13 protein-coding genes, 1 rRNA gene and 1 riboswitch are annotated in these 19518 nt (G+C 28.4%); of the genes, 12 read left to right on the top strand and 2 right to left on the bottom strand.

Annotation, left to right across the window (positions count from 1 at the left end; genetic code table 4):
- Positions 1–72 precede the first annotated feature (72 nt).
- Positions 73–1392, bottom strand: coding sequence for a trigger factor (gene tig / locus ACXYRO_RS02515; RefSeq protein ID WP_458597233.1), 1320 nt, complete (start codon positions 1390–1392; stop codon positions 73–75).
- 135 nt (positions 1393–1527) lie between these two features.
- Between tig and rrf the strand changes: the two genes are divergently transcribed.
- Positions 1528–1633: ribosomal RNA gene (gene rrf, locus ACXYRO_RS02510) — 5S ribosomal RNA — on the top strand.
- Here the strand turns inward: rrf and ACXYRO_RS02505 are convergent.
- On the bottom strand, positions 1633–2163 hold the full coding sequence (locus ACXYRO_RS02505) for a hypothetical protein (RefSeq protein ID WP_458614214.1): 531 nt from the start codon (positions 2161–2163) through the stop codon (positions 1633–1635). The two genes, rrf and ACXYRO_RS02505, sit on opposite strands and share 1 nt — an antisense overlap.
- Before the next feature lie 253 nt (positions 2164–2416).
- Here ACXYRO_RS02505 and ACXYRO_RS02500 point away from each other — a divergent pair, with 253 nt between their 5' ends.
- The 11 genes from ACXYRO_RS02500 to ACXYRO_RS02450 all read left to right on the top strand — a co-directional run bounded on the left by ACXYRO_RS02500 (position 2417) and on the right by ACXYRO_RS02450 (position 19395).
- Complete coding sequence (locus ACXYRO_RS02500) at positions 2417–3628, top strand: hypothetical protein (protein ID WP_458614213.1); 1212 nt, start codon at positions 2417–2419, stop codon at positions 3626–3628.
- Positions 3629–3846: 218 nt separating this feature from the next.
- Positions 3847–6021, top strand: a complete 2175-nt coding sequence (locus ACXYRO_RS02495) for a HinT-interacting membrane complex protein P80 (RefSeq protein WP_458614212.1) — start codon at positions 3847–3849, stop codon at positions 6019–6021.
- Complete coding sequence (locus tag ACXYRO_RS02490; protein ID WP_458614211.1) at positions 6021–7319, top strand: HinT-interacting membrane complex lipoprotein P60; 1299 nt, start codon at positions 6021–6023, stop codon at positions 7317–7319. The genes ACXYRO_RS02495 and ACXYRO_RS02490 overlap by 1 nt, the downstream gene beginning before the upstream one ends.
- The gene (hinT, locus tag ACXYRO_RS02485) at positions 7312–7629 is read left to right on the top strand and encodes a histidine triad protein HinT (protein WP_435130186.1); all 318 of its coding nucleotides are present in this window, start codon (positions 7312–7314) and stop codon (positions 7627–7629) included. The genes ACXYRO_RS02490 and hinT overlap by 8 nt, the downstream gene beginning before the upstream one ends.
- A gap of 187 nt (positions 7630–7816) precedes the next feature.
- Positions 7817–7983, top strand: a riboswitch (Lysine riboswitch).
- A 95-nt stretch (positions 7984–8078) separates the two neighbouring features.
- Positions 8079–9920: an oligoendopeptidase F gene (pepF, locus tag ACXYRO_RS02480; RefSeq protein ID WP_435130189.1), complete on the top strand. Its 1842-nt coding sequence runs from the start codon at positions 8079–8081 to the stop codon at positions 9918–9920.
- 1 nt (position 9921) lies between these two features.
- Positions 9922–12921 (top strand): OppA family ABC transporter substrate-binding lipoprotein, encoded by a 3000-nt coding sequence (locus ACXYRO_RS02475; RefSeq protein ID WP_458614210.1) that lies wholly within the window; start codon positions 9922–9924, stop codon positions 12919–12921.
- Positions 12922–12976: 55 nt separating this feature from the next.
- A complete protein-coding gene (locus ACXYRO_RS02470) occupies positions 12977–14137 on the top strand; it encodes an ABC transporter permease (RefSeq protein WP_458597242.1) in 1161 nt (386 codons plus the stop codon).
- Positions 14138–15493 (top strand): ABC transporter permease, encoded by a 1356-nt coding sequence (locus ACXYRO_RS02465; RefSeq protein ID WP_458614209.1) that lies wholly within the window; start codon positions 14138–14140, stop codon positions 15491–15493.
- A gap of 8 nt (positions 15494–15501) precedes the next feature.
- The gene (locus ACXYRO_RS02460) at positions 15502–16551 is read left to right on the top strand and encodes an ABC transporter ATP-binding protein (protein WP_458614208.1); all 1050 of its coding nucleotides are present in this window, start codon (positions 15502–15504) and stop codon (positions 16549–16551) included.
- The gene (locus tag ACXYRO_RS02455) at positions 16544–18952 is read left to right on the top strand and encodes an ATP-binding cassette domain-containing protein (RefSeq protein WP_458614207.1); all 2409 of its coding nucleotides are present in this window, start codon (positions 16544–16546) and stop codon (positions 18950–18952) included. Before ACXYRO_RS02460 ends, ACXYRO_RS02455 begins: the two co-directional genes overlap by 8 nt.
- On the top strand, positions 18940–19395 hold the full coding sequence (locus ACXYRO_RS02450) for a hypothetical protein (protein WP_458614206.1): 456 nt from the start codon (positions 18940–18942) through the stop codon (positions 19393–19395). The genes ACXYRO_RS02455 and ACXYRO_RS02450 overlap by 13 nt, the downstream gene beginning before the upstream one ends.
- The last annotated feature ends 123 nt before the right edge of the window (positions 19396–19518 follow it).

Here is a 19518-nt window from a genome sequence, read left to right as displayed (position 1 = left end):
TTTGCTATGCAAAAAAAATGCAATAAAAAATCCTGTATTTCCAGAAATACAGGAAAACTTCGTTATATTATTTTATTTAGCTAAGAAATTAATAAACTTAATAAACTCTTTTGCTAATTTTGTAGAATCTTTATGTTTGTTTTCTTTAATGATTAAATAAAGAATTAGTAGTGAAGCATATTTATCTCTTTGATCAATTGGATAATCAACTAATAAATCCTTAAATTCATTTAGTTGTTTTTCTAATTCATCTTTATCTTTTGGTAAGATTTCAGCCATATGTCTACTTGCATATGCTTTCTTTTCTTGTTCTAATGCAGTCTTTTCAAATTCCTTTTGAATATCTTCTTCAGTTGATTTTACAAGATGGAAGTATTCTTTCTTTTTAATTCCATATTGCTTTAAATTCTTATCAAAATCTTCTTGTAGTTTTTTAATAGCATCTTCTAATAAATTTGGGTGGACAACAGGGTTAGCAATTTCTAACATTTCATTTATGATATCTTTTTCAAAATTATGAATCGATGTTATAAAATGTTCTTTTAATTTTTTGTTGAATACTAAATCTAGATATTGATCTTTTGTTTGAACATTTTCACCCAAATTGTATCCTTTAACAATTTCATCTGTTATTTCTTTTTGCACTAAGCGAGTAATAGAATTAATTTTAACTTCAAAAATTGCTTCTTTGTTTTGGTATTCTTTTACGAAGTATGAACCAGGAAATGTTACTTTTATATCACCTTTTCATCCTGTTGTTTTACCAACTAATTGGTCTTCAAATCCAGGTATAAAAGTATTTGATCCTAATACTAAATCAACACCTTCTGCTTCACCACCTTCGAAAGGTTCATCATCAATAAATCCTTTAAAATCAATATTTACTGTATCAGTAAGTTTTGACTTTACTTTTGGATCACTAACTACTTCTTTAATAGCTGTTTCTTTATAAAACTCTTCAATAATTTGTTTCTTATCTTTTTCACCTGATTTAGGAAGTTTAATTTTTGCTTTTAAATTCTTTAAATCTACTTTTGAAAAATCAGGTCACATAGGAAAATGATAAGAAATCTCTAAACTACCATCTTTTTGAGGGTTAACATCTAGTGAATATTTTGAAAGTGCTTTAATTTTTTTGTCATCTAAGTATTTTACAACATCGTTGAAACTTGAGTGAAGAAATGAATCAACAGTTTTTCGTGAAATAGCATTTGTGTCTAAATATGCTTCTAATTTCTCGCGCGGTGCTTTTCCAGGACGGTAACCAGGAACCTTTACCTTTTTTAAAGCTTCATTAAAATAAAAGTCATTTTTCTTTTTTACTTCATCAGTAGGAATTAAAACCTTAATTGTATATTCAGCTAATTCTTTATGCTCTTGGTGTTTAATCATTTGTTCTCCTTACATAATATATTATTATATTTTACCTTATTTTCTGTGATTTTAAAACTATATCTTTATTAATTATGAATTCAAACAAAAAAATAAAAAAATATTTGGTATTTTAAAAAAAATCTGTATTATATTACCAGTAGCCATAGCAAGTGGGATCACCTGATACCATTCCGAACTCAGTAGTTAAGCCACTTTACGCCGACGATAGCCTAACGGTCAAAATAGGAAGCTGCTTTTTTATATCGATTTTTCAATATTTATATAAGGCAGTTCCAGATTATCAATTTTAATTGTTTTATAATAATTAATATTTATATTTGAAATAGTGTATAGTTTCGTTTTTTTATCTAAAAAATCATAATAAACAAAAACTCATGTATCAGGATTTTTATCATATATATAATCAAATAACTTTGGCAATATAGAAAAATTACCATCGTTTATTTTTTTTAATAATTTTATAGAATTTTTTGAATTAGCTTTTATATTATTGCTTTGTATCAGGATATTTAGATAAATATATTCATTATTTATTTTAATTTGTGGGATAAAAATATTTTTTTCATTTAAATTTAAATTTAATGGTAATCCAGATTCTTTCAGTTTTATTAGTGTGTTATAAGTAATAATTGTTTCTATATCATCAAAAGGTAGATTTCCATTTTTAGCTTGCTTTAAGCTCTCACCAAATAAAGAATAAACAAATCTAAATTGATAAGCTAGCTCATTAAAAGCGATTATAGTTTTTTTGTCATTAAAAATATTCATAAATTAATTATACTAAATCATAATAATATTTTCATGAGATATTTTTTCATAGGATTTTCTAAAAAAGAAGAAATATGGAAATTTTGTGAAAATTTCAAATAACAAGGAAAGTAAAATATGTAAAATTTTCACATTTCTTTGCAAAAAAAAAAAAAAAAAAAACATATAATAACTATTTATGTTATATTTCATTACTAATTTCGATATAACATACAATTTCACATTGATTATGAAATTGAGAAAGAAGGATAATATGAAATTTAAAAAGAAACTTTTAGCATACTTGTCAGCATCAGGGGTTACTTTAACAACTGTCGCTGCTGTTGCTGTTTCATGTGGTGCAGGTAAAACTCAAGCACCTGCAAAAGAACAAAAAATGACAGATCAATCAATTAATGTTACTGAATATGGTGTAGCACCTGCTAAAGCAGATATAAAAGTTATTTATTTAAAGCACCCTGCTGCTAGAAGTGAAAACTATATGTCAAAGGATGGTTCATTTGTCTTTGTTCTCCACGACCAACCACTTGTCGGAGTTAAAGGTGATTGAGTTGCTATTGCAGCAGAAGTTAAATCACTTGATGATAATAGTCTTGTAAAAGACGGAGACATTAAGGCAGCATATGCTAGTGTTGATGTAAATCAAGATCCACTTAAAGAAGGACAATATCCACTTTTATTTAAATGAGATAAAGATAATGATAATGCATTAATACCAAATAAATTTTATTCATTTGCTTTTTATAAAAAAGACGGAAGTGAAAAAATTCTTTTCTCTGTTGAAAATATGAATAAAAACCTTAATACATTTTCAACTACTCCAATAGATAAACCACAAAGACAAATAGACTATAGCAAAATAGCAGTTCCAACTGATTTATCAACCATCTCATCTGGACAACTTGAATGAATAAAAATGCATAATTTTTCACAATTTCAAGCGATTATGCAAGTATTAAAACCTTTGCCTGATAATTGAATTTTTGGACAACCAGGAAATGAATCGGATATCAAAGAAACCGAAAGTACATTACCACCAATAAAAAATCAACCAAAACCTATACCTGAAAAAGATTATAGTAGTGTTGCGATTCCTGCAAATGTTTCTGATATAACAACTGAACATTTAAATTGATTACAAAAACACGATGTTCAAAAATATTTAGCAATTAGAGATGCATTAGGATTAGGGGGGGGATTAAATAGTTGAATTTTCGGTTACCCACCAAGAGACCCAAGTAAAAAGCTGCCTGAAAATCTATCAACATTATCTCCTGAACAACTTGAACATATTAAGAAAACAAATTATAATTTATGAGTAACAATTATGAGAGGTAATGGTAAAGCAGATGCTGTTATAACATATAAAGGTGGAAAAAAAGACGAAAAGAAAGAAACAAAAGCAACTACAACTAGCTCTGCATCAGGATCATCGAGCACTACAACAACCCAAAAAACAAAGTAAAAAATATAAAATTATGCAACTATATACAAAATAAAGTTGCATAATTTTATTTACTAACAAGTTTATAATCATATTATTAATACTATACAATTTTAAGAACATATGATATATAGGTGGATAAATACAAATATAGCATTACCAAATCGCTGCAAAAAATACATTTTTTTGCTATAATATATTAAAAACTTTTATATATAAGAAACAAAATTGAGGTAAAAATGGCAAAGAGAAAAAAGACATTTTTTGAACGCTTAACCGAACTTAATGATTCGTATGAAGATAAGCAAAAACTTATCAAAACTAATCGCCACAAAAGAAATTGAATTAATTTTGGGATTTTAGGTTCGCTAGGGGTGATTATTATTGCTGCTATTGCTATACCGTTAGGTATAAGCGTTAACCGAATTGATTATGTGCAGGCACAAGCAAAAAATGCAGCGGCATTCAAATTCTTTAATACTAATGATAAATCAAAGATTACTACTGAAATGAATGTAGGTGATTTGGAAAATGCATTAGAAAGTAATAAAGAAGCAAATGATAAACAAATTGATGATATTTACCGTCAAGCAGTATTTTATTTTTATGATCAAGAGCAAAAAGCAGTTGATGAATATCGCCAAATTTATAATGCATCATTATTACCTGGTGAAAATCCTAAAGTAGCGAGTGATTTAAAATCATTAGCAATAATCCGTTCAGAAAAACGCAAAGCAATTAATGCAGAATTCGAAAGTACCCGTCAATCATTTCAACCCAATACTTATTTAGATGCTTGAAATAAAAAGTTGCAAACAGAGTATGGTAATTCTAAAAACATTGATGAAGCAGTCGAATATGCAACATTTAAGGAAGTTGAAACTGAAGCCAAACGTCGTTTTACAATTGAAACTAAAATTATTTCTGCAAGTGCATTAAACCGTAAGGCACAAAGAGATATCCCACATTTTGATGCAAACGGAAATAAATTGCAGGATTTGCTTTATAAACAAGGTGATAATGTAGTCCCATACTTAAAAGAAAATGTTACATACTTTCGACCCGATGCTAATTCAAGTTCTATTATTTTATTTACAACCAAATCATTTATTCAAGACAAAATTGATCCAAGTGCTTTAGTGGCAAAATATTTTGCAAAAAATGATATTCATATTACAACCTCAATTTTACTTCCAGGTGTAGCAAACAAAGATTTATTGCTCCCGTTTTCTTTTGATAAAGATGGTGCAAAGGATAAACTTATTAATATCTTAAGATATACCAGTGTAAAAACAGCAGATGGTAGTCCAATTCTTAAAGCAAATATAGATTACCTTAATAATTTTGTAGATATTCCTACTTTATATGGAATCAGTAAGTCAAATTCAGATGTTCCAAGTAAGCAGCAATTTCAATTTGCCTTAGATAACTTAACATTAACTAAATCAAACACATTAGCAACAAATGGTATAACATCGTTTTCTGATTTAGTTAACTTGGATGTAAATCAAGCACTAGCAACACAAACCCAAGGAATTTTTGAACAACAAGCTAATGCTAACAAAACATCTGTTGTATTACCTCAAATTGATTTATCAACTATTTACCAATTACCAAAAGGATTTAATCCACAACTTGAATCATTGATTCAATCTGATTTAGATAAAGCAAAAACAATTTCAGAATCAAAAGATAAAAGCAAAATTCAAGAATTTTCTGAGTTAGTAAATAATGTAAATACTAATATAAAACGACTAATAGATTCGCTAACAAGTGATCAATTTAGCATTTATATCAAAGATACTTTTAACAAAGCGTTCGCAGTAAATATCGATGACAGTAATAAACGTTTAGCGTTTGCATATAGCATCAAAAACAAACCTAATTTTTATCTTATCCCTACTGATAAAGGATTAATGTTATTTTCAGATTATAAAATTTCAAAAGATAACTATAACAATTTTATTAAAAGTGACTTATTAAACTTATTATCAGGCAATAACACAAATTTACATATTACAGATAAATTAAGTGCAAGTATTTCAAAAGAAGATTTTTTACTTAATGCACTTTCTGATCCAAAATTTGTTGCAACAGTATTAAATACAAAGAACCCAAATTCATTAACTAACACTGATTATACACAAAGTGATATCACAAATGTAGAATCAAGGATAAAGGTGATAGATAATGGAATTCATTTATCAAAAGATTTAGACGATATCTCAAAAATTAATCAATGAATCAATGATACATATAATAAAAATAATTCATTAAATATTGTTTATCAAGATGGTCAACTAAAAGTCGGTTACTTTGATTTAAATACCAAAAAATATACCTACAGCGACAAATCTGCTTTTGATGTCATCGGAGCAGTTGTAGCAAATGAACTTAATAAAGGAGATAAATAATGTTAAAACGCTTTAAGTATTTTGCTTTATCTTCTTTAATTAGCATCTTACCAATTGCCACTGTAGCATGTGGAACCAAAGTTAATACTCCTGAAAAAACTAAACAAGAATTATCTTTTGAAAAAAAAGATGCAATCAAAAAAGAAATCGAAAAAACTTGATTGTTAGGAGTAGTAAGCAAATACTATAATCTCGATTTAAATAATAAAAATCAAACCCAAATTAATGAAACACTTTTGCAATCGCAAAGTTTTGCAACTGATGCATATAATGCATATTTAGCATATTTAGCATTTGAATCACAAAAGGATAATGATTTTTATAATAAAGAACTTGCTAAATTACAAAAATTAGGATTGTTTAATCAAAATGATTTAAACTTATTACAACCACAAAATATTACCAATAATCATCCGAATATGGATCAATTTAAATTATTATTTAAAATCGATGAATCAGATGTTAGATTTAATGTTTTAAAAAATTTATTGGTTGCTACTTATTTTAAAATCAATAAAAAAGAAGAATTAGAAAAGATTAATAAAAGTGACTATGATGCAAATAAAGATAATTTTGACTTAAATAACTTTTTATTAATAGATTATTTAGTCAAAAACCAGTTTGTGCAACTTTGACAATACAAAAGTTCTAATGCAGATGATATTTTTACCCTACAAACTCGTCAAATTTCAAGTATCAATGATTATAATAATTTAGCAAAAACAAGTTATACAACTAACAAAAATGCTTCTGACGACTTATTATTTTTTGATGCTAGTCAACAAAAGCAACTTGCTTCATATGTAGGTATTTTAAAAAATGATAATAAATTTAGATTCTTAGTCGGAAAAGATGGAGCTACATCAAATATTGAGATTTTAAAAAACATCGCAAATTATAGCGATTTAAGTGGATTTTATGATCCTGTAAACTCTCGTCTAGTTTCAGTCGATGCTAATGGTAATTTATCGCAAGCAATTAATATTTCTTCTGATGATAAAAATATTCAAGTATCATTTTTCAACTGAGTTTTACCGATTGGTAAAACAATTGAAATAGACAATCCAGATAAAGACAAGCAAGGACAACCGGCAAAAATTACTAAAAAAATTATTAGTTTCGATGCTACTCCTTTTAAAGACAAAATTATTAAATTATCCGTTTTATTAAACCTTTCTGATTCTGCTTTATATGATCAAGTTGTCAAAGCATTCTTAGATTTAGGTTACCGTGTTTCTGTAGGTATAGCTGATGCAAAATTAAAAGATTCAGCAAAGGATTCTAAGTTCCTTGGCTAGTATCTTTACCCAAATTATTAATCGTCAAATACCAGCAGAAATTCTTTATGAAGATGAAAAAGTAATTGCAATATATGATATTAAACCGTTTCAACCTGGACACTTTTTAGTTATTCCGAAAACCCCAGAAGCAAACATTTTAGAAAACAACGATGCAGACTTTATTTATGCAATGTTAAAAGCTCGTGAGTTGGCTGCTAAATATATCAAAGAACACAATAAAAGTGGTTTTAAATTATTAGTTAATACTGGTGCTTCAGCAGGTCAGATGGTATTTCATACTCATATTCATATCATTCCTTTTGATTAAACACAAGCAATTGTGTTTTTTTATTTTGCTTTAATGATTTTTTTGGTATACTACTTTCTATGAAAAAAGGAACACAACAAATTATTATGACATATATTAATAGACGTTGCAATATTATTAACGTTTAATTTTGTCATAATCTGTTGTTGTTAGTTTAACAGATTACGACATAGTAGTAATCTGTGAGCTAAACTATAGAGGAGCTTTTAACAAGAGTAATTAACCTTGCAGGCATGCTAAAAAGTTAATGAAAGGGTATAAAAGCCGAAACCTAACTTATGGCAGTAAGTTAAGTTGGTAGAAAAGCATAAAAGATTTCTACTCTTTGGTTGAACCATTGGTGCTATAGATTTACATTTCTTATTTTAGATAGTATGATATTAAATACTGATTAAAAAGTCTTGTAAATTTATAAGTTACAAGACTTTTTTCATAACAATAGGAGCAATATGAAAGCAAAGCAATTTAAAAATCATAAGGATATTCCGAGTGAATATACCTGAGATTTAGATGATATTCTTAGTGGTAGCAGCATAGAAGAACTAATTTCAGAGTATAAAAAGGTATATAAAAGCAGAATTTTAAATAAAGATAGCAAATATGATAGCATCGAATCTTATTTAACTGATGTGATGTTATCGGAGCAACAAACCAAATTAGCATTTAAAATTGATAATTATATTTCAAATAATTTAAATACCGATTTAGTTAATGCGAAATTTAAACAATTAGAATCAGAATTTCAATTTTTATCACACACACTCAATACCGAGTTTGGTTCTGAATCGAATCGTTTTTATGCTAATATGGAAAAAATGAAGGTATGAAAAGACGATCCTCGCTTAGCATCGTATCGTCGCAGTATTTGTGATCAAATCCAAGAATATGAACATAAATTAGATGATAAAGTTGAAGAATACTTAGTTAATTCAGCATTCGGGCAACCAAATCCACATAATATCTTTAGTATTCTTTCAAATAGTGAGTTATATTATGGAACAGTTAAAACTAAAAAAGGTAAGAAAATTAAACTTAATCCCACTATTTATCAAAAACTTCTTAAATCCGATGATGCTAATGTGCGTAAGCAAGCATATTTAAATTATTGAAAAGCATTTACTAACCACAAAGATACATTTGCCGAATTATTATTCCAACATTTCAAAGCATTGACTACTGAAGCAAAATTACGTAAATATGATTCTACTGTAGCAATGCTAACAGCTTCAGATAAGGTATCAAATCAAATCTTGATGAAACTTTTTGAAAAAGTTGCTTCAAGTAAAACAATATTAAAAAAATATAAGCAATGAAGTGATAAGTTCTATTATCTTAAATTTCATAGCAAACGTCAAAAATGAGATTACTCTCGCGATTTAGTTAATGTGAAAACTTCTTATACAGTTTCCGAAATGAATGAACTTGCTAAAGCAGCATTAAAACCTTTTGGAGATGAGTATTATCAGCAAGTTTGCAAAGCAATCGATGAGCGATGAGTTGATTATATGAGCACCGATACCAAACGAGGTGGTGCTTATAGCATCGGTGGAACCTATGGAATTGACAAAAAATACATTTTAATGAACTTCGAAGGGACACTGCGTAGTGTTGAAACACTTGTACATGAGTTAGGACATTCAATGCATTCGTATTTTTCAGATACTCGGCAAAACTTACCTAATTCAATGTATCCCATCTTCTTAGCTGAAATAGCCTCAATATACAATGAATTTATGTTAGCAGATTATATGTTAACTAATTCAAAAAACGACAAATTAAAATTTCAAATTCTCGATTCAATGATCGCAGGATTTGTCGGTACTGTTTTAAAGCAAACCAATTGAGCTAACTACGAATATGATCTTTACCAAGCGATTTCACAAGGGAAAGTATCTGGTAGTTATGATTCAATTAGTAAGCTCTATTATGTAAATAATTTAAAATACACTCTAACTAAGCAACCATATTCAGTTGCTAATACCATCCAATCTATTTATGTCCCACATTATTACTATGGATTTTATGTATATAAATATGCTATAGGACATCTAGTTGCTACCTACTTTTTTAGACAATATAAAAAGTCAGGTAAAGTTGCTTTAGATAACTACATAAACAACTTTTTATCAGCAGGTGGTAGTGATTATCCAATTGAGATTTTAAAAAAAGTGGGTGTAGATTTAATGAATGATAACTTTTATGATGATGGATTGCAATTTCTTTCAGAAATAGTAGACCAATGAATTAATTTAGGTAAGAAAATTTTTAAAGTAGACAAAAAAGGAAAATAATATGAAAAAAAAGAAATTTTTATGATTAGGATTGTCAGCAAGTTCTCTGGTATTACCAGTTGCTGTTGCTTGTGGTGGTGGTTCGACCACATCAGTAGGTAATCAAGAAATAACCCCAGGCAATGAAACCGGTTTACCGAAACCACCTGCAGATGATAAATATAACACAGCTTTTGCATATCCTAGCAAGCAAATTGATACACAAAAATATCAATCGACTGATACTTTATTAGGAATTATTAATCCACCTGCAAAAACAATTAATCTTGATGGGAAAACCTCTTTTTCACAACAAGCATCAAGCGGATTATATACAGTTAAATACGATTCTACCCATTCTGATTCAAGAAATTTTTACGACCTTTCATTTACCACAGGTGGATTAACCGAATCTACATATGATTCAGAAATTCCAAGATTAGTTGAATTAAACTTTTATGGTCGTCCAGAAGTCACAGAAACTAGTGTGCAAGATACAAACACATTAGAAACAATTAAGACTCGCACAATTCATAAACCATCGGTTTCTAGATATTCATTAGAATTAGCAGATGCAGTTATTTTGACAGTGAAACAAGATGATGGAACAACAAAAGATATGGTTTTTGATCAAGATGATGCTCCATTACTACCAAAACCCGATAAACCAGATGGTAGTTATTCATTGAGTTTAGTTGAATTGCAAAGTGATAATCCAAGATCAATTAACTCCGATACATTTAGACATGCTTTAAAGAAAGCAACTAAGATGTCATTTAGAATCCGAAAAAATCAAAAATGAATTAATTCTAAAGGTGAAGTAACAAAATATCCAATTAAAGCAGAAGATTTTTGAATGGGAGTATTACGTACCTATGCTGGACAGGATTCACTATTTCGTTTAAATAATGGAGGAACCGAAGAAATTGAAAAATTAGCACGTGAAAAATATGTTGTAAATGGAGATTTATACTTTAGAGCTCAAGGAAATAGTTGAACTAATAAATACTTATATGAACTTTATAACATTGATGTAAATAAAATTTTAGATAAAACACAATCAGTACATGTTGAAGGAACAGGTGATGACCAACGTGAATTCTTTGTTTTACAAGAATTAGATCCAAAAAAAGAATCTAAATTTGATTTAGCATATGATAAGTTTTTCTTTAACAGTTATGATTTAATTCCTGCTCCATCACAATATATCGAAGAAACTGTGGCAAGTAAACAACTACCAAACTTCTATAAAAGTGGTGATATAAGTGATTCAGATAAAACAGACATCAAAAACAAAATCAACAATTTACAAGATGGTTTAGCTAAAGAATCTGGGATATACTGATATGGAATGTCAATGGATTCAGCTTTATTTGCTGGTAAATATTACTATGCTGGTTATGATGGAACCTCGCTAACTGATACTTTTAAGTTAAATCCAAACTATTGAAATCAAAAGTTTGTTAATAATCCAAGACGTGTAAAACTTTTTCAAAATACCTACACTACAACTCCATTAGGAGATGGTTTTGCAAAATTTAATTATGAGCAATTTAAAGCAGGTTTAACAGCAAGTGCAAATTATAGTAATTTAAAGGCATACCACGAAGAAATTTCAGCAAACCCTGTGCAATGAGGTTTAAGAGATGTTCAATCTAGAAATACAAGTCATTCAAATAATGGATTTACACCTACATGAATTCCGCAAAATCAACAAGAATCAACAACTGCTTCATTTATGAATGATGCATATACAAAATTAGTTTATGGAGCTTCATTGACTGATATCAAAGCCGGAACTGCAACTAATACATTAAAAGCAGCTACCACAGGTTTAGGAGCAGAATTTATGAATATTCTAACTGCTTCAATCAACTGAGCATATGTTGCTCAAGAGTTATTAACACCTAATCTTACAATTCCGTGAATTTCGGGTTTTGCACAAGATGTAACCATCCGTAATAACGACTCAGATACATCATTGCAATATAATACATTACGTCCATATTGAGACCAATTATCAACTGTGTTTGTAGTAGATTCAAAAACAGGACAAAAAGTTAATCTTGGTGAAAAAATCGGAACCGAATTATCACCATCTGAAAATTCGATAGTTGGTAAAACTGCTGATGATCAATTTAGTTCAAGTGCATTAGATATATTGAAAACAAAGATGAAAGAAGTATTGGATGAATTTTATAAACAACATCCTGATCTTGATAAAGTAGAGGATACAAAGAAAGTAAGATTCACAGTTCGTGCTCGATTTACAAATATTAATTCAGTTCATGAAAATGTTTATAAAGGAATGCAAAAAGTTCTTAATAGTTTATATCCTGATCGTTTTGAAGTTAAATTTGAAAAAAATAATAATAGAAAAGACTTTGATGAATTTTTTAATTTTGGATCAACTCCATACACAGTAACTGGTTGAGGATATGATTATAATTTAGTCGGATCAGGTTTTGATGGATATATGTTTCAAGGTAACTTAATTCAATTATTTACTTGAATTAACACTGATGCAGATTATAAAGCTAAACTTCAAGTAAATTATCCAAACCTTGTTAAAGCAGCTGAATACTGAAAGAAATTTATTGAGGATCCTAAAAACAATGTTAAATTCTCGATTCCACTTGAAAAATTAATTAAGTTGGGAAATAAATACACAAACGATATTTCCACTTATTTAAATCAATATCAACTTAAAACAGTTGACGGAAAAGAACAATTAGTTCCTTTAAGCAAAGAAGATGAGGCAAAATACTTACCACCTCTTACAATTTCAGCAAACTTCTGATTATGATTAAATACATCAGATGAAACAAAAGATGTATTTAATAAAAAAGCATTGTTAAATATGGTTGCTGAATTCCGTAATTTAACAGGAATGAATATGACTATAACAACTGGAACATTAAAAGATTCATTTGTAAAAGGATTGAGCAATCCAAACTTTATCATACCTGCAACACTTGATAATGCTACCAACTATGGTTCATACGAAGTTGCAACCAAATAATATCCAGACAATTAACGCAAGTTAATTGTCTTTGCATTATTAAATAAGGAGATAAATGACTAAGTACATTTTACAACGGATAGGATTTGCATTATTAACATTGATTATCATTATCTTTGTTGTATATACACTTACAGCACAGTTTGCTGATAATCCATTTGTACAAACTGCAAATTCAAAGAACGGTGCTGAAGGTCAAAGTCAGGTAGCATTACAGAATATATCTAGACAAAGTTTTGAAAAAAGTATTGATTATCATTTTCTACCAAGTGATTGACGTGGAAAGTATGACCAATATCAAAATGTTTGAAAAACCTATAAACTTAATCCAATAATTCGTTTTGGTTATTGGGTAAATGATTTATTTACTAATAAAGCGAATCCGTTTGGTTTACCATTTGATGATAAATTATTTGCAAGTTTAGGGGTAAATAGCATCCCACAATTATTCTTTTCGCGCTTAAAATACTCAATTATTATCACTTTACCAGCATTTGTTATTAGTGCATTTTTAGGGATATTGTTTGGAATTTTTGCTGGTTATAAACGTGGTACATGAGTTGATGCAGTGGTAAATTTCTTTTCATTAATTTTTATTGCATTACCTTCATTTATAGTAGCACCAATTTTAATTACTATTTTAGCCTCATCTGGTGTTTCACCAACTGTTGCGATACCTGGAACGGCAGAAGCGGCAGCACAGACTCAAAGTCAAGTTGTTATTTCGTGATTACCACCAATTGTGATTATTGTTTTAGGTTCATTATCAGGTTATATCAGTTACACTCGAAATCAAGTTATTACTGTGCTAACATCAAATTATGTTTTAATAGCAAAATCAAAAGGACTAAGTAGAGTTGAAATATTCTTTAAATATGTATTACGTAATATTTCAATTCCACTTGCTGCAATTATCATTCCATCATATATTGGATTGTTAACTGGTGGAATAGTAATCGAAAGATATTGAAAAGTTCCTGGGACATCACAAATTATTGCTAACGCATTTCCGAATGGTGAAATTAATATTATTATGTTTAATACCTTCTTTTTCACATTACTCGGGGTATTTACATCCGTTTTAGTTGATGTTTCATATACCATTTTAGATCCACGCATTAAATATGGAACAAAAGGTTCTAACTTATGAAAACTGTTCTTAGTTACCAGAAAAAGAAACGAAGAATTTGCTAGAATGAAAGCGAAAGGAATATAGATGACTGCAAAAGAATTTAATAAAAAATATAAATTATCTTTTAATGGTATACAAACTCCTTTTGCACTAGCAAATAACCAAAAAACATTTTCTAATATAGCTGGAAAACCAAAAAAATTACTTTTAGAAATTCTCAAAAGATTCTTTAAAAGTTGACCATCCGTATTATTTTTAATTGTCTTTATAATCGTGCTTTTAATTTCGATTATTGTAACTATTAGTTCTAAATATTCAGCAAATGAATCGATTTCAGACACAATTAGTTTAAATTTAATTGCAGATCAACAAGGTAAAACTATTTTTGGTCCTCCTTCGATAAAATCTTTACCAGCTTCGTATCAACCTTATATAACACTAAAAAGCGCTGGTTTTGAACAAGATATTCCAAAATACAAAGCAGCTTTTCACGAAAATTATGGAGGCTTTTTTGATAAGTTTTTAGATATTTCAAAAGATGCAACTGTCGCTTCGGTTTTAAAAACAAGAGAATATACAGTGCAAGGTATTAATGGACCAACAAAGCAATCTGAAATATTAATTGATATGTATCGTTGATACCGAGTATACAGTGCATATTTGATTTTTGATAAATCAAATATTGCACAAAATTTAAATCAAAACGAATATCAAAGTTTATATGATCAAGCACTTGCTTTAAATCCACAAACAAAATTAGATACTTTTTTAGGAACAACTGCAAAAGGTATCGATATTTGAACTCGATCATGAGTTGGAACTTGAAAAGCACTACGTTTAGCATTTATCGTAGCATCAATTCAAACTATTATTGGTGTTATTATAGGAGCATATTTAGGATTCCATGTTGGTTCTAAAATAGATACTATCATGATGCGTTTTATTGATATTTTTTCAGCACCACCAACTCTTATTTGGTTATTAATTGCAGTTACCTTATTCGGTACATCTGATTTAGCCTTAGGAATTGCATTGGTTGTGGTTGGGTGAGTTGGATCAGTAGGGGGAACTCGTTTATTTATAATCACTGTTAAAGATTCTGAGTTTATAACTGCATCCAAATCAGTAGGTGCTTCAAAAATTCGTTTGATTTATAAACATGCATTACCAGGAATAATTGGTAAAATTGCTACTAATTATGTAACTCAAATTCCATCAATTATTCTTTCAGTTTCATCACTTGCTTTCTTAGGATTTTTTAGTAGTGACACTGATGTAAACTTAGGAGAAATAATCTTTTCAGCATCATCTGAAGCAGCACAAAACTTTTGATCATTATTACTACCTGCCTTAATTTTACTTTCAATTTCAGTATCATTATACTTTATCGCATTAGGTGTTCATGATGCTCTTGATCCAAAAGTAATCAAAACTAAATAGGAGATTTTATGCAAGAAAAATTATTAGTTGTCAAAGATCTTAAAGTTAGTTTTAAAACCGGTTATAACAAATTCATCAGCATAGTGCGAGGAGTTGATATTACTATCAACCGTGGAGAAATAGTTGGTTTAGTCGGTGAATCAGGATCTGGTAAGTCAGTTACATCAAAAGCATTTTTAAATATTAATGATAATTCAGTTGTTTCTGCTGAAATTATGCAAATTAATGGAATTAGCTTAATTGATTCAAAAAAAGAAAGTTACTGACAAAAGATTCGTGGACACAAAATTGGTTACATCCCACAGGACCCACTTACATCATTAAATCCAACCCGTAAGGTAGGAAAACAACTTTTAGATGCTTTAAATAAAAATCCAGAATGAAAAAGTAAGCCATATAGTGAAAAAAGAAAATACTTAGTAGGTTTACTTGATAAATTTGGAATCCGTAATTGTGAAAGTGTCTTTGATATGTATCCACATACTTTGTCGGGTGGGATGAAGCAAAGAGTTGTAATTACGATGGTGGTGGCATTAAAGCCAAGCTTAATAATCGCAGATGAACCAACAACAGCACTTGATCCAACAGTGCAAGCATCGGTATTAGCATTATTTGATGAAATCCGTAGTTCAATGAATATTGCTATTATCTTAATTAGTCATAATATTTCAGTTGTAGCTAAATTTTGTGATTATATTTATGTTATGTATGCTGGAAAAATAGTTGAAAAAGGAAGCAAAAAAGATATTTTTACCGATCCAAAACATCCATATACATGAGCGTTGATTTCTGCGATCCCAGAAAACAAAGAAGATCGCTTATATTCAATTAAAGGAACACCGCCTGATATGAATAATTTACCACTTGGCGATGCTTTTGCTCCGAGAAATGATTATGCATTAGAAATTGATTTTATTAAAGAACCTCCATTATTTGAAGTTTCTTCCACCCATGCAGCTGCAACATGATTGCTGCATCCTGATGCACCCAAAGTTTCATTAAGTCCCGAATTAACATCACGATTAAAAAGCTTTAAAGAGGTATTTAAAGATGAGTAAAATACTTGAAGTTACAAATTTAAAAAAGTTCTTTATTAATAAAAATCATATTAATAAAGCAGTCGACGATGTTAGTTTTGATGTTTCTGAAGGTGAAATCCTTGGTTTAATTGGTGAATCTGGTTCTGGTAAAACAACCGTAGGACGTTCATTGCTTCGTTTATATGATGATTATAACGGTTTTGTTCGAATTAATGGTAAATTAGTATCAGGGAATCGAATCTCGCGTAAGACAAATCGCTTTATGCGTAAAAATATTCAAATGATTTTCCAAGACCCTATGGCTTCATTAAATGGACAAAATAATATCTTTAGTATTCTAAAAGAACCCTTAGTGGTAAACCGTGTTATAAAAAATAAAATTTCTGATATTAAAAAGGATTGAGAATCGGTTCAATACAACTTTCATTATTCTTTTTTAGAAGAAGCGCTGAAATTAAAATTGGAGAATTTAAAAATAGCAAACTCATTAAACCAACCATTTTATAATAAATGAAGTGAATATTTTAATAATTTCAACTTAGATGCAGTTGAAGGAAGTTTTGAAGATAAATTTAATGCATATTTTGCATACTTAGAAGAAAAAAGTAAAAATAACTCACTGATTATTGATAGTTTATACAAGAACACTGAAAAATTAATTAGTTTATATGATCAGAAGAAACAGCAATTTCGAAATGAACAAATTGATTTAGATGAGGTTGAACTAAAACAAGCAAGGGCTGAATATAAAAAACAAAAACAACTGCTTTGACACACATATGAGTATTTTGAATCTAAACAAAATACTTTTAATGCTGCTAGCGAACTAAAAAAATCTTTATTTTCTTGAAGAGAAAAGTATTTGGATTCAAAAAACTCATTAAATAACTTTATTTCAGAGTTAAAAAATGAATCAAAATTACTTTTTAATGAAGCATATGGAAGTCCATATATTGATTATTTTGCTTATAAGGTAAAAATATATCATCTAAATAATCATATTAAAAAGATATTTATAAAGCATAAATCTAAACTTAGATACTTAGATTTTGACGAGTTGCAACAGTTAATTAATCATTTGCAAGACAAATCAAGTGAGTTTTTTAAAAATCAACTTAATGCCAATCCATTTGATTTTAATAAACTTTCTGAATTTTCAAAAACTATTAAAAATATTGTGGTTTCAAATTTCAACTTTGATTTATCGGATTATTTAAAGCAATCTAAATATATCCAGGATCAATATCGAAGTGATGCTAAAAGTAAGTGAAAAACCTTTGTAAAAAGCTTAAAAACAACCATTAAAGGATTTTTTGTTAAACCAAAAATAAATAAAGATGCTTTTAACCAAGCAAAACAAAGATTGCAACAAACACAAGAAAACTTCGATAAAGAACTTCAAACTTATATGGATTCATATAAATTAAGAGTTTTAGAACTTAAAAAGCAAGTTCAAGAGCAAGAAGATATTAGTAAATCATTTATTGCTATTGATAAAGGATTGATAGGTAAATTCAACCAAATCCATAAAGAATTTTTAGCATACTTTAAAGCAAATTATATTGATAAAACTAAGCAGCAACTTATTAACAAAAAAGATGATTTGCATTTACATAATAAACTTAAAGCAACATTAAAGCAATATAAAGTTGATTATAAAGTTTTTATTTCAAATGTATATGATAAGTTAAATGGAATTAAATCTTTTGAAATTGAAAGTAGGTATTTAAATAAAGACTTAAAAGCTATTTATTTATTTTTAGGTATATCCAATTATGATATTTTCCTGCAAAATAAATTTTATAAAAAAACAATTAATTTCATCACTAAATTTTGACGGATTCATAAGATATCAAGTCTTTTAACACGTAATACAATATACAAAAGTTTAGAAGATGTTGGTTTGTTAAAACAATTTGCCTATCGTTATCCACATGAATTTTCAGGTGGTCAACGTCAAAGAATTGTGATAGCTCGTGCTTTAATCACAGAACCAAAAATCATTGTTGCTGATGAACCAATTGCTTCTTTGGATATCTCGATTCAAGCACAAATTGTTAACTTGCTTAAGGATTTATGTAAACAAAAAAACATTGGAATGATTTTTATTGCACACGATTTATCAATGATTGAATATATTGCAGATCGGGTATTAATAATGCATTTAGGTAAAATTGTTGAATCAGGGCATACTAATGCAATTTATCAAAACCCAATTCATCCATATACAATTAATTTATTTAAAGCAATTCCTAAAATTTCAAATGCTAATGAGAAATTTAAGGATGTAAAATTTGAACTTTCATATATGGATGAGCAAAAATATCCAAATCTACCTAAAAATCAAGATATTAGCGAAAATGAGCAAACTCATTATGTTTATGCAACAGATGAGCAAATCCGAAAATGAAGCAAATAATGTGAGCAAAATTTACTAATTTAATTAAATCACAGTTTAAAAGCAAACGATTTTATTACATTTTATTAGCATACTTTCTTATCTTCTGGCTTATTTTTGCTATTTCAGCAGGAATAAACCATAAAAAAGATGTAAATTGAATTATTAATGCTTTTACTGCTTCTGCCTTAATAACATTAGCATTTGTATTACTTATTTTAGTGTTTAAATGAGGATTTATGGAACGAACATTTGAAAGATTTCGTGAAAATAAGTCTATTTCATCGCGATATAAAGAAGAAAAAAAGATGTTAAGAATGACTCATGCTGAAAAAGTTGTATATTTAGAGCAAAAAAAACAAAAACAGCAACCCAAAATCAAAAAATCTAATTTTCCGTTTTATTTTAACTTAATAATTTATTTTATTGCAAGTTTAATAGTTGTAATCATCGCTTATGTATAAAACACACTCAGTTGTGTTTTTGTTTTTAAAAAATGCAAAAACATATTAAAAAAAATGATTTTTTTACACTTTTTATTATTATATTGTTTATAATATATGTATATATTTAAAAATAAAGGAGAA

This window comes from Mycoplasma sp. 4013 (assembly GCF_054353875.1).
Note: the sequence above shows the minus strand (reverse complement) of the source record. Positions and strands in the feature narration are given on the sequence as shown.